The sequence below is a fragment of the Brevibacillus massiliensis genome, assembly GCF_000311785.1.
Classification (GTDB): Bacteria; Bacillota; Bacilli; order Brevibacillales; family Brevibacillaceae; genus Brevibacillus_C; species Brevibacillus_C massiliensis.
This window is the reverse complement of the sequence record NZ_HE978538.1, coordinates 270,754-283,324: the sequence shown is the minus strand read 5'-3', so window position 1 is coordinate 283,324 and position 12,571 is coordinate 270,754. Positions and strand designations below refer to the sequence as shown.

15 protein-coding genes are annotated in these 12,571 nt (G+C 54.1%); all 15 read right to left on the bottom strand.

Annotated features, from left to right (window positions below; genetic code table 11):
* Window positions 1-21 precede the first annotated feature (21 nt).
* A complete protein-coding gene (gene wecB / locus HGBM_RS10525; RefSeq protein WP_019121072.1) occupies window positions 22-1,188 on the bottom strand; it encodes a non-hydrolyzing UDP-N-acetylglucosamine 2-epimerase in 1,167 nt (388 codons plus the stop codon).
* 9 nt (window positions 1,189-1,197) lie between these two features.
* Window positions 1,198-1,827: a uracil phosphoribosyltransferase gene (gene upp / locus HGBM_RS10520; RefSeq protein ID WP_019121071.1), complete on the bottom strand. Its 630-nt coding sequence runs from the start codon at window positions 1,825-1,827 to the stop codon at window positions 1,198-1,200.
* A gap of 218 nt (window positions 1,828-2,045) precedes the next feature.
* Window positions 2,046-3,296, bottom strand: coding sequence for a serine hydroxymethyltransferase (locus tag HGBM_RS10515; protein WP_019121070.1), 1,251 nt, complete (start codon window positions 3,294-3,296; stop codon window positions 2,046-2,048).
* Window positions 3,297-3,341: 45 nt separating this feature from the next.
* Window positions 3,342-3,911 carry a TIGR01440 family protein gene (locus HGBM_RS10510; RefSeq protein ID WP_019121069.1) on the bottom strand — a complete coding sequence of 190 codons (570 nt, stop codon included), beginning with the start codon at window positions 3,909-3,911 and terminating at the stop codon, window positions 3,342-3,344.
* Between the two features lies 1 nt (window position 3,912).
* Window positions 3,913-4,368 carry a ribose 5-phosphate isomerase B gene (gene rpiB / locus HGBM_RS10505; RefSeq protein WP_019121068.1) on the bottom strand — a complete coding sequence of 152 codons (456 nt, stop codon included), beginning with the start codon at window positions 4,366-4,368 and terminating at the stop codon, window positions 3,913-3,915.
* Window positions 4,369-4,435: 67 nt separating this feature from the next.
* Window positions 4,436-4,894, bottom strand: coding sequence for a low molecular weight protein arginine phosphatase (locus tag HGBM_RS10500; protein ID WP_019121067.1), 459 nt, complete (start codon window positions 4,892-4,894; stop codon window positions 4,436-4,438).
* A 35-nt stretch (window positions 4,895-4,929) separates the two neighbouring features.
* The gene (locus tag HGBM_RS10495; RefSeq protein WP_019121066.1) at window positions 4,930-5,493 is read right to left on the bottom strand and encodes a manganese efflux pump MntP; all 564 of its coding nucleotides are present in this window, start codon (window positions 5,491-5,493) and stop codon (window positions 4,930-4,932) included.
* Window positions 5,494-5,546: 53 nt separating this feature from the next.
* Window positions 5,547-6,614 (bottom strand): L-threonylcarbamoyladenylate synthase, encoded by a 1,068-nt coding sequence (locus HGBM_RS10490; protein ID WP_173391384.1) that lies wholly within the window; start codon window positions 6,612-6,614, stop codon window positions 5,547-5,549.
* 157 nt (window positions 6,615-6,771) lie between these two features.
* Window positions 6,772-7,434: a stage II sporulation protein R gene (gene spoIIR, locus HGBM_RS10485; RefSeq protein WP_019121064.1), complete on the bottom strand. Its 663-nt coding sequence runs from the start codon at window positions 7,432-7,434 to the stop codon at window positions 6,772-6,774.
* Window positions 7,435-7,525: 91 nt separating this feature from the next.
* Window positions 7,526-8,437, bottom strand: coding sequence for a peptide chain release factor N(5)-glutamine methyltransferase (prmC, locus tag HGBM_RS10480; RefSeq protein ID WP_019121063.1), 912 nt, complete (start codon window positions 8,435-8,437; stop codon window positions 7,526-7,528).
* Entirely contained in the window at window positions 8,424-9,497 is a 1,074-nt protein-coding gene (gene prfA, locus HGBM_RS10475; protein ID WP_019121062.1) for a peptide chain release factor 1, read from the bottom strand. The genes prmC and prfA overlap by 14 nt, the downstream gene beginning before the upstream one ends.
* 110 nt (window positions 9,498-9,607) lie before the next feature.
* The gene (locus tag HGBM_RS10470) at window positions 9,608-10,108 is read right to left on the bottom strand and encodes a hypothetical protein (protein ID WP_019121061.1); all 501 of its coding nucleotides are present in this window, start codon (window positions 10,106-10,108) and stop codon (window positions 9,608-9,610) included.
* 83 nt (window positions 10,109-10,191) lie between these two features.
* Complete coding sequence (locus HGBM_RS10465; protein ID WP_019121060.1) at window positions 10,192-10,809, bottom strand: thymidine kinase; 618 nt, start codon at window positions 10,807-10,809, stop codon at window positions 10,192-10,194.
* Between the two features lie 142 nt (window positions 10,810-10,951).
* Window positions 10,952-11,152: a 50S ribosomal protein L31 gene (rpmE, locus tag HGBM_RS10460; protein ID WP_019121059.1), complete on the bottom strand. Its 201-nt coding sequence runs from the start codon at window positions 11,150-11,152 to the stop codon at window positions 10,952-10,954.
* 110 nt (window positions 11,153-11,262) lie between these two features.
* The gene (locus tag HGBM_RS10455) at window positions 11,263-12,525 is read right to left on the bottom strand and encodes a radical SAM family protein (RefSeq protein ID WP_026074316.1); all 1,263 of its coding nucleotides are present in this window, start codon (window positions 12,523-12,525) and stop codon (window positions 11,263-11,265) included.
* Window positions 12,526-12,571 lie beyond the last annotated feature (46 nt).

Sequence of the window (12,571 nt, the reverse complement as noted above, 5' to 3'; positions counted from 1 at the left end):
GAAGCTGTCGCTCACCTTGTCTTACACGATTGTCTGTTCCTTTTGGCCCGGGCGAAACGGCTGCGGCCGTTCGCTGCGAAGGCCGAAGTGATAAAGGATCGCTTCGACAATCCGCTCGGAAGCTTTGCCGTCCCCGTAAGGATTTACTGCTTTTGCCATCGCTTCATAAGCATCGGAATCGCACAACAATTCATTCGCCAGCCGGTATACCTGTTCCTCGTCCGTCCCGGCCAATTTCAGCGTTCCGGCTTCAATCCCCTCCGGCCGCTCTGTGGTGTCCCGCAAGACCAGTACGGGAACTCCCAGTGAAGGCGCTTCTTCTTGCACACCGCCCGAGTCGGTCAAAATCAAGTGCGCCCTGCGGGCAAAATTGTGGAAGTCGAAGGTATCCAAAGGCTCAATCAGGTGAATGCGCTGATGGTCACCCAGTACCTCCCGGGCCACCTCCTGTACAGCCGGGTTTAGATGGACCGGATAGACGACGGCGATGTCCGGGTGATCCTCCACCAGGCGGCGAACGGCCCGGAAGATCCGCCGCATCGGCTCACCCAGATTCTCCCGGCGGTGGGCGGTCATTAGCACCATCCGGCGGCCTGCCGTCTGTTCGAGCACCGGGTGGCGGTAATCCTCCCGAACAGTCGTCTGCAAAGCGTCAATGACGGTATTTCCGGTGACAAAAATAGATGATTCCTGCTTGTTTTCCCGGCGCAGATTATCCGCCGCCCCCTCAGTCGGAGAAAAATGCAGGTCAGCCATGACTCCGGTCAACTGCCGGTTCATCTCTTCCGGGAACGGGGAGTACTTGTCCCACGTCCGAAGTCCCGCTTCGACATGTCCGATCGCCACCTGGTTGTAAAAGGCAGCCAGACTGGCGATAAACGTGGTCGTGGTGTCCCCGTGAACCAGTACGATATCCGGCTTGGTCTCTTTCATCACCCGATCGAGACTCTCCAGGCCGCGCACCGTTACATCAACCAGCGTCTGGCGTTCCTTCATCATGTTCAAATCGAGATCAGGGACGATTTCAAACATATCCAGAACCTGATCAAGCATTTGCCGATGCTGGGCCGTGACGCACACGATCGATTCGATCTGCTCCGGACGGCGTTTTAACTCGTGGACCAGCGGAGCCATTTTAATCGCCTCGGGCCGAGTGCCAAACACCGTCAACACTTTGATCTTTTTCATCAGTTTCACCTACTTCGTACCGAACAAGCGGTCTCCGGCATCACCCAGTCCGGGAACGATGTAGCCGTGATCGTTCAAACGGTCATCTACCGCCGCCACAAAGATGTCTACATCCGGATGTTCCTTCTGCATGAGTTCAATCCCTTCCGGGGCCGCTACCAGGCACATCAGCTTCAGGCTTTTCGCCCCGCGCTGTTTCAACGCCGTAATCGCTGCCGCCGCCGAACCGCCGGTTGCCAGCATTGGATCAATGACAATCAAGTCGCGTTCCTGGATATCAGTCGGCAGCTTGGCGAAGTACTCTACCGGCTTCAGCGTATTGGGATCGCGATACAAACCGATATGTCCCACCTTGGCGGCAGGAATCAGCTTGAGGATTCCTTCCACCATGCCGAGGCCAGCCCGCAGAATCGGTATCAGGCCTACCTTTTTCCCTGCAAGCACGCGGGAGCGACAGGGCGCCACCGGTGTTTCGATTACGGTCTCTTCCAGCGGCATATCTCGCGTAATTTCATAGGCCATCAACGTAGCCACTTCGTCTACCAGTTCCCGGAAGTCTTTTGTCCCGGTGTTTTTATCCCGGATAAACGTAATTTTATGCTGAATAAGCGGATGGTCAAAAACGTAAACTCGACTCATTCCATTTCCCCCCGTAGTTTCCGTTTTGTCGGTGATGTAAAGGCTTTAAAAACCCCCCTTTTGAAAGCTTTTATAATCATAGCGAAACAGATGAAGCACGTCAATTTTTTGAAAATGAATACGATAGCGCATGAAAGGGGAGTCCCTTCGGTAGCATGAGCCTCTTCACAAAGAAAGTCCCCGATACGGATCGGGGACACCTTTATCACTTATGCGGGTTAAATCGAGAGTCCTTCGTACAGCGGGAACCGGGCGCAGAGGGCAGCGACGCGCTGGCGGGCTTCCTCCTGCTTGGCTGCATCCTGCGGATTCTTCAACGACAATGCGATAATCGAAGCAACCTCCTTCATCGCTTCTGTGTCAAATCCGCGGGTAGTGACCGCTGGCGTACCCATGCGGACGCCGCTGGTGACGAACGGACTTTGCGGATCGTACGGAATGGTGTTTTTATTGGTGGTAATAGAGACTTCGTCAAGCAGATGTTCGGCCTCTTTCCCGGTCAAGCCCAGGTTGCGAACGTCCACCAATACCAAGTGGTTGTCCGTTCCGCCTGATACAAGCTGCAGCCCTTCCGCCTTTAAGGCTTCGGCAAATGCGCTAGCATTCTCGACAATACGTTTCGCATACTCTTTAAACGACGGCTGCAGCGCTTCTCCGAACGCAACCGCCTTGGCCGCGATAATGTGCATCAGCGGACCGCCTTGAACACCCGGGAAGATCGACTTGTCGATCGCTTTGGCAAACTCCTCTTTGCAGAGGATCAATCCTCCGCGCGGACCGCGCAGTGTCTTGTGGGTCGTACTGGTCACAAAGTGAGCGTACGGAACCGGATTTGGATGCAAACCAGCCGCTACCAAGCCGGCGATATGCGCCATGTCGACCATGAAGTACGCGCCCACTTCATCGGCGATCTCGCGGAACTTGGCAAAGTCGATTACCCGGGGATACGCGCTCGCTCCGGCGACGATCAACTTGGGTTTGTGTTCCCGGGCAAGCGAGCGGACGACATCGTAATCGATCCGGTGAGTCTGCTCATCGACGCCGTATTCGACGAAATTGTACAAAAGCCCGGAGAAGTTAACCGGACTGCCGTGAGTCAAGTGTCCGCCATGGGAGAGATTCATCCCCAGGACAGTGTCGCCCGGCTTGAGGATGGTAAAGTATACACCCATATTTGCCTGGGCGCCGGAATGCGGCTGCACGTTGGCGTGTTCTGCGCCAAACAGTTCCTTCACCCGGTCGCGGGCAATGTTTTCGGCAATGTCGACGTATTCGCAGCCGCCGTAATACCGGCGGCTGGGATATCCTTCCGCGTATTTGTTGGTAAGCACGGTACCCGCCGCTTCCATTACAGCTCGGCTGACAAAATTTTCGGAAGCGATCAGTTCGATTTTGTCACGCTGTCTGCCCAATTCAAGACGAACGGCCTCAGCAACCTGGGGATCTTGGCTCTTTAAAAATTCCAACATCTTCATCTCTCCTACCACTGTTTTTTATGTATATCTGGTTATCGCTTACAAACAGCTCGTGTTGCCTGTGTTCCGTTCGTAAACAGCCCTGGCGCCGCCAATCAGTTTGGGGCGGGTGTAGGCGGCTGTTACGTGGGCCTCGCCAATCTGACGCAAGCCGGGGCGAAACGGGACCGCTACGTGTTTTAAATGCATGCCGATCAGCGTGTCTCCAATATCGATGCCGGCATCAGCGCGGATAAATTCCACCACAGCAGGTGAAGGCAGCTTCGCATAGGCGTAAGCGGCCATCGATCCTCCTGCCGACGGCACCGGAACGACCGTGACCTGCTCCAGTCTGCCGGACTCCAGCATTTTTTGTTCAACGACGAGGGCCCGGTTCAAGTGCTCGCAGCATTGAAACGCAACGTCAAACTGATGAATCTGCCGCACCTCGTCAACAGCCCGATAGATCGCGGCGGCAACCTCTTCGCTGCCGGCTTTCCCAATGTGCTTTCCCAGCACTTCGCTTGTGCTGCAGCCGATGACCAGCAGCTTCCCTGCCTGCAGCCCTGCCGCCTTCTGCAGTTCCGAGAGGACCGACTTCATCTGGTCTTCAATTTGCGTTACATCCACCCTACTTCACTCCCAGATGCTTCGCTTCAATACCGGTTACTTTATCAATCCGTCTTTGGTGGCGCCCGCCTTGAAACTCGGTTTCCAACCAAATTTTTACGATCTCCCGGGCGAGTCCCGGTCCGATAACGCGTTCACCCATGGTCAGGACATTGGTATCGTTGTGTTCCCGTGTCGCTTTGGCTGAAAACATATCATGCACAAGTGCGCAGCGAATACCAGGCACCTTGTTGGCCGCAATCGACATGCCGATACCGGTCCCGCAGACGAGAATACCACGGTCAAACTCTCCCGCAGCTACCTTTTCCGCAACCGGCAGCGCGTAATCAGGATAGTCGACAGACGCCTCACAGTCGCAGCCGAAGTCCTCGTAGGCGATGTTCATCTCTTCCAGCAAGGACTTGATCTCTTCCTTTAATCTGAATCCGCCGTGATCCGCGCCCAATGCCACTCTCATATGCTAGCCTCCCGTTACCTTTGATCAATAGTATTATACCTCAATTTGCGATCCGGGACATAGAAAATTAGGATGTTTTATTCGGAGGAAGCAGAGGAGCCAATTTCTCATGAAGCATGTCCAGCAGTTTGTCCAGCTCCTCAGCGCACGTCATGTAGATCTCCAAATTGCCGCCGTACGGATCGGCAATGTCCCCGTCAACACCTACGTATTCGGTGAGCGTGAAAATCTTGTCGCCGTGACCGGGAAACATCTGCAGAATGTGCTCCTTGTGCCCTCGCGTCATCGTCAGTACCAGGTCCGCCCAGGAGAGCAGTTCGAGGGACAAGCGCTGTGCCCGATGATCCTGCCAGATTCCGCGTTCTGTCAACACTTGCCTGGTATGCTCAGAGGCTTGTTGTCCGTCGAAGGCGGCGAGCCCCGCGGAGCGGATTTGGGCTGCAGTCCCCTCCAGTTTTTGTCTGAACAATGCCTCTGCCATTGGGCTCCGGCACGTATTTCCGGTGCATACAAACAAGATATGCATCACAATCCTCCTCTTCATGCCCTTCGTCAGATGTCTCAGATGATAAACTTGCAGCCAACCGCCAACAGGATCAACCCGCCCAGCATTTCACTGTGGGCGCCTAACCAGTTGCCGATGCTCCGCCCAAGCATGAGCCCGCAACCCGCCATAAATCCGCCGATCAAGCCAAACAAGCCGACCGCCAAAATCGTATTCACTTCTATCAAACCAAAAGACAGCCCTACCGACAAGGCATCCAAACTGACGGTAAAAGAAAATAAAAGCAGGCCCAACCCGCTTGTTCGTATCGTACTCTTTTCTGCCGGAGATCGCAATACGGCATTCCACAACATATGTATTCCCAAAAGGATCAGGATGGCACCGGACAGGTAATCCGCGATGTGCCCGATTAAACCGGAAAGAAACAGGCCGACGAAAATGCCGATCAATGGCATGCAGATGTGAAAGAGTCCGATGGCGATGCTGACCTTTAGAACATCCCGCAGGCGCATTCCGCCAATGCCTACTCCTATCCCCAGGGAGAAGGCATCCATTCCAAGTGCAACCGCGATCATTAGCAAAGTGAGAAACTGCCCTAAATGGAATAAATGGTCTTCCATGCTTGTTCCTCCTTCCGTCCTTCCACAATATGCGGACAAGAAGGGAAACATGCTTACACGCGGATAATTCGGCCACCTGCAGCTTTTTCCAGGCGGTTCATAACCGCAAGTCCGATACCGCTGGTCGGGAACGCTTCGGAAACGATAAATTCTACCTGATGATCGTCAAATTGGCGGAGACAGGAGTAAAGCTCCCTGGCGACGCTTTCCAGCTCGCTGGACGAGCCGCAGGAGATCACCACATCGGCAGATTCCTGCCGCCTCCACCACTCTGCTTTTTCCTCCACAGCCAGTACTCCTGTCTTCTTGCCCTCCCGCTTGGCCTCTGCCAGCATATGCAGCATTTGCTGCCTGGCGGCGGCAGCCTCGCCGGAGACGATCCACATCTGCCCCTCAGGAGCGTAATGGGTGTACTTCATTCCCGGGGACAGCGGCTGTGCTTGCTTGCTGTCGGTTACAGCGGCATCCACCAGCACCTCGCCGATCACCGCCTTGATCTGTTCATACGTAATGCCGCCGGGACGGTGAATGACAGGAGGTTCGGCTGTCATGTCAATCGTGGTCGATTCTACTCCCACCCCGGTAGGGCCGCCGTCCAAAACACCGGCAATTCGGCCGTCCAAATCGGCAAGCACGTGAGCCGCGCTGGTGGGACTGGGCCTGCCCGAGCGATTGGCACTGGGCGCGGCAATCGGCACCCCTGCCTCCTGGATCAGCGCCAGCGCCAGGGGATGATCCGGCATGCGCACACCTACGGTATCAAGTCCTGCCGTCACCCGTCCGGCCACTGCTTCTGTCTTGGGTAAAAACAGAGTCAGCGGACCCGGCCAAAATGCTTCAATCAGTTTGAGTGCTTTAGGCGGAACAAAGGACGCGACAGCGGACAGCTGCGACAGCGACCCAATATGGACGATCAGCGGATTGTCGCTCGGCCGGCCTTTGGCCGTATATATTTTTTCCACAGCCTCATCCGACAATGCATTGGCGCCCAATCCGTAGACTGTTTCCGTAGGAAAAGCGAGCAGTTCCCCATCCCGGATTACACGGGCTGCATCCACAATCTGTGAATAATTTATTTTTTCTTCCACATTTTTATCCACATGCCAGACTTTCGTCTCGATTTTTTTCTGCATATCTTTGTTTCCTTTCCGAACCTTCATTTACACGGATTTGCTTCCCTAGTATAAAATCTATCCGCCAAGTTTTCAACAACCTGTGGGTAACTTGTGGATAACTAAAAAACCCACCTCGAAAGGTGGGAAAGGGGGAGCGTGTTTATCAAAATAAACCTGTCAGCCAATCCCAGAGAAAGAAGCGCACCTCTACTTCCGGGGCGGCATCAGCAAGCATTTTGCCGCTTTGGCCGGCTTGGTCATGGAGTTGTTGCGTATGATCTTGCTTCTGCGGCTCATCCCGCTTCTGCCGGTCAGCTTGTTGTTTGGGCTGCACGGCATCTCCGCTGGACATATCGATAAAACAGAGCGGCGGAAAGAGTACGCACCACCAGTTTTGTCCCTCGGCTTTACCAATGCGTATGCGCAGCGCTTCGTAATTCCCTGCCGGATAAACGTAAGAGCCATACAGCTTGGTAGGAAATGGCACCTGGCCAAAGTCAACCTCCGCCTGATACGCAAAACCTCTGTCCTGTATCGTTTGATCCACCAAGCGCTGCAGTTCGGGCAGCCTTGATGCCACTTGGGAACGAGCTTCTTCAAATGAGCGGATATCTTTTACCCATTCGTTCATTTGTGCGACGACCGCGTCCCGAACTTCGCGCTTCAGCCATTGATCCTGAAACGAATCGCTGTTGGCGATGATGCGCAGACGAATCGACTCCTGCGGGATCGGTCCGTTATCGACGACGGATGCCGCGTTCAGCTGTCCTTCCCAGTTCATCAGCATGACGCACAGCACATACAAAACAAGGTAAAACCGCTTCATGTAAATCTTCTCCCCTCAGATACTGACGCTTTGTTTTTAAGTCTCTTTAGCTGTCAGTATCGACGGGAATCCCGGCCAATATACTGTCTCTTCACAAAAGATTTGCGATTCGCCGGCGACATCCCAACACGACCCGGCTGATCCCGGCCAGATCGGGGACGATCTTCACTTCGTCGATCTCGCCTCCGGATCGCATGAGCTTTGCGACGCTCCGGGCTTGATCGATCCCCACTTCAAACGCGACCAGTGCCACAGGCTTTAGCAGCGCCGGCAAGGCTGCACAAATGCGCCGGTAACAGTCGAGACCGTCATCCCCTCCATCGAGTGCAAGCAGGGGTTCGTAGTCCCGTACTTCCCTGTCCAGTCCCTGCACATCGGCGGAGGGGATGTACGGCGGGTTGGATACCAGGATATCGAGTCGCCGGCCTGCCGCGACAAGCGGCCCAGCCAGATCGCCCTGCAAAAAGACAACTCGCTCCCCGACCCCCAACTCGCGGGCATTTTGCCGCGCAATCTCAATTGCTTCGGCAGACAATTCTACCGTGGTCACTTGCCAGTCCGGCCGTTCACAGGCCAGGGTCAGACAGATGGCGCCGCTGCCTGTCCCGATATCGGCCACATCCAGACTTTGGCGGGCAGGCCAAAGCTGGTCGGCAGACTGCAGTACCTGTTCAATCAGGATTTCCGTCTCCGGACGGGGAATCAGCACGCCCGGTTTGACGACAAAGTCGCGTCCAAAAAACTCCTGTTTGCCCAGGATGTACTGCAGCGGTTCCCGGGTGGCCCGGCGTTCGCACAACAGCTTCAGCCGCTGCACCGCTTCTTTGGAAATGGGATCCGGCAGATTGGCCAAAAAGGTGCTTCTGCTCCACCCGAGTACATGTCTCAGCAGCAGTTCTGCCTCAAACGGCGAATCCTGGCTGCCGGCGTTTTGCAAAAAACGAGAAGCCCAGAGCAGGGCTTCTCGAATCGTCTTGATGTTGTCTGTATCAAGCTGTTGCATGGCTTTTTAACAACTCCGTCTGTTCATGCATGATGAGATGGTCGATCACTTCGTCCAGCTCTCCCGCCAAGACCGAATCCAACCGGTGCAGCGTAAGGCCAATTCGGTGATCGGTTACCCTGCTTTGCGGGAAGTTGTACGTGCGAATCCGTTCACTGCGATCCCCCGTCCCGACCAGGCTTTTCCGGGCAGCGTCCTGCTCGGCCATCGCCTGCTGCTGGTAATAGTCAAACAGGCGGGCGCGCAGTACGCGGAGCGCCTTCTCCTTATTGGAGTTCTGAGACTTCTCGTCCTGGCAGGAAACGACGATGCCGGTAGGCACGTGGGTTACACGGACTGCCGACTTGGTCGTGTTGACGCTTTGGCCGCCTGCTCCGCTGGAACAGAACGTATCGACACGTATATCCTTTTCGTGCAATTCCACCTCTAATTCCTCTACTTCAGGCAGCACGATAACGGTGGAAGTAGAGGTGTGGATCCGGCCGCCGGACTCTGTCGTCGGAATCCGCTGAACCCGGTGTGCGCCGCTTTCAAACTTCAGCTTGCTGTACGCACCGCGACCGCTCACAGAGAAAATGATTTCCTTGTACCCGCCGATGTCTGTCGGATTCGCCTCCAGAACTTCCACCTTAAAACCGTGGCGCTCGGCAAAGCGCGTGTACATCCGGAACAAGTCAGCGGCAAAGAGCGCCGCCTCGTCGCCACCCGCGGCCCCGCGTATTTCGACGATGACGTTCTTGTCGTCGTTCGGGTCTTTTGGCAGCAGGAGAATTTTTAAGCGCTGTTCAAGCTTTTCCTTGCGCTCGGTTAAATCAGATATCTCCATTTTCACCATCTCGCGCATCTCATCGTCGAGCTTCTCTTCAAACATCGCCTTGGCGTCTTCCAATTGCTGCACAACTGATTTATATTCACGATACACCGTTACGGTCTCTTCCAAACCAGCTTGTTCCTTGGACAGATCCCGCAGCTTTTTGGTATCGTTAATGACATCGGGGTCACACAAAAGGTTCGTTACTTCTTCATAACGTTCCTCAACGGCAGATAAACGCTCAAACACAGCTATCACCCCAAAGTAAAAACTTAAATGTTTTTTCGTATAACATTACAATTATATAGGAGATCACCAAATTAGTCAAAGAAAAAAGCCCGGGATTCCGAGCTGTTTTCTCATCGATGGTAGCCGTCGTGTGAGGTAATGTGGTAATCGTAACGGGGCGCTTTCAGTTTCAGCGCGCTGATCACCTGGTCTTCGATATAGCGCGCCTGTCCGGCAGTGACGTTATGGACGAGATCCAGCGTCACGTACGCGTTGCCGCCGTGCAGCGTAATCCGCGCATTTTCCACACCCGGCACATTTTTTGCCGCCGCTACCATGCTGCGCATATCAACATCTTTGTTTATGACGTTTTGATGGCCGATAATCAGATTGGGATTTTGGTTTCGTCCCATAATCCTGTCGCGGTCTGCCCACCTTGTTCCCCTGCTGATGACGTCACCTGTCTGATCAGGAGCAACCGAAGGATTCTGCTGTCTGTCCAAACTGCGGATGCTGGAGGTTTTACCCTGTGGCGTGGAAGTCTGGTTGCAGCCGGAGAGCGAGATCGCCAAGGCGAACAGCGGAACAGCAACCAAATACGATAATTTCCTTGCAATGCGGTCTGTCCGCATATAAAAGCCACCTCCTGTTTTGCCTAGTTTGTACATCCCGGGGGATGCCCATGCAAACCAGAAGGTGGGGGCATGATCTCACATTATACGCGATGTATCTGATCGAGATGGGCCAGCTTTTCAGGCTTTCCCGGCACTTCGTGGCAGTGTCGGCAGCGCGCTTCGTATTTTTCCGCAGTCCCGACCATAATGACCGGATCGTTGTAGTCAGCCGGCCTTCCGTCGATCAGGCGCTGCGTCCGGGTTGCCGGACTGCCGCATGATACGCAAATCGCATGCAGTTTCGTCGTATACTCGGCCAGTGCAAGCAGCTCTGGCGTCACGCCAAAAGGTTCGCCGCGAAAGTCCTGGTCCAGTCCCGCGCAAATCACGCGTACGCCCCGGTCGGCCAGCTTTTGACAGACCCCCACGATCTCTTGGTCAAAAAACTGCACTTCGTCTATCGCCACCACTTCCGTGTCAGGCAAGATCGCCTCCCACAGCTCCCTGGCGTCATGTACCGCCAACGCTTCTTCCATCCCTCCGTTGTGCGAGACGACGGCCATGGCGTGATAGCGATCATCAATTACCGGTTTAAACACCTGAACCCGCAGCTTGGCGATCTTCGCCCGTTTAATCCGGCGAATCAATTCTTCGCTTTTCCCAGAGAACATACAGCCGCTAATGAGCTCAATCCATCCGTTTTGCTTGATAAAATACATACTTACAACTCCAAATGTAAAATGGTCATTACCGGAAATGGCGGTAGCCTTTTCATCATACCATCTCTCGCAACGACCGCCAAGACAACAAAACCAGGTAGGGCACTCTACCTGGTTACTGTCGATAAACTTTCTGATGCAATTAAGAAAGGTTGTATTTCCGTTTGAAACGGTCTACACGGCCGCCGGAATCAACAAATTTTTGTTTGCCCGTGAAGAACGGGTGGCAGTTGGAGCAAATCTCCACGCGCAGCGATTGCTTCGTCGAACCGGATTCGAATTCGTTGCCGCAAGCACAAGTTACTTTAACCGTGTGGTAATTTGGATGAATTCCTGCTTTCATGTTATCCACCTCTTTCCGCCCTGAATCGTATACCGAAACAGAGTTATATAAAACAGACATAAAAAGATAGTAGCACGACTGGTGCCGATTTGCAATAGCAGGAAGGTGGTTTACATATTTTTCCTGCGAAGCAGTTCCTTGGGCGGTACGTGGGTGAACGAACCGATTACCACATCGGGGAGCTCCTGCTGGTAAATTTCTATCGCCTGCTTCATCCCAAACACCTCACCCTGCGCCTTTGGAATCATCTCCAGGTAGCTTTCCGGGTCGATGTTCAGGTTGCGAAGCTGGATCAAGCGAATTCCGGTGCGCCGTATAAAGTTGATCATCGCTTCTATCTCTTCTTCGCGGTCGAATACCCCTGGGAAACACAGGTAGTTGATCGAGGTGTACACTCCCTTGGAAGCAGCGTACTCCGCGGAGCGGGCCACATTTTCCAAGGTGTAGCCGCGCGGGCGGTAATACGCGTTGTAGTGCTCGTCGATGGCGCTGATGATGCTGACCCGCATCAGGTCGAGCCCTGCGTCGACGATGCCCTTGATGTGGTCAGTCAGCCCGGCATTGGTGTTGATGTTGATCAAGCCCATGTCGGTCTTCTGCCGGACGCGGCGGATCGCCGGGACGATGATCCCCGCCATTGTGGAAGGCTCTCCTTCACAGCCTTGTCCAAAACTGATAATGCTCTCTGGCGTTTTCAGATGGTGGAGCATCACTTCCACAAGCTCGTCCTCTGTCGGCTTAAAATTCATTCGCGTCTGCGGCGAAGGAAATCCGCTGTCTTCCGGCTGCTCGGAAATACAGCCATAACAGCCGGCGTTACAGGTGTAAGATACCGGCAAGCTCCCTTCCCAGCGATGGAAAAAGTTATTGGATGCAGTCAAGCATTCATACTCCAGCGCACAGTGGGACAAATGGCGCAATATCCGATTTTCCGGAAACATGGATAACGTCTGTTCGACACGGCTTTTCAATTCCTCCATCGGGAAGTTCAGCGGGTTCCATTGATAAGGATCATCGCTTTGCCGGGCGGCTGTCCAGAATGCGCCGTCTTTCCAAACGACTGCCGTATATCCGAACAACGGAAACTTTTTTTGCTTATCCGTCTTTACGTAACCGGGCAAAAGCAAGCGGGTAAAGCCTTGCGGCAAAAGCGCACCCACGGCTGTAAACCCGTCCAATCTCATCATTTCTCCTGTATCGGGATCCATGCCGACCGGCACGGTGTCTGGCAGGCTGACCAATGTAGCTCCCTCAGGCAGCGGAATTAATTCTTCTTCCAGGATTTCCGTCAGCATCTCGCCATTTCTGCCAACGGCATAAGCCTCCGGATGATCGTAAACCCTTCCTTGCTCGTCTGCGTATACCAGATACATCGTTTCCATTCGCCCCTCTTTTTTGCTTCAAGTCATTGTAACGCAA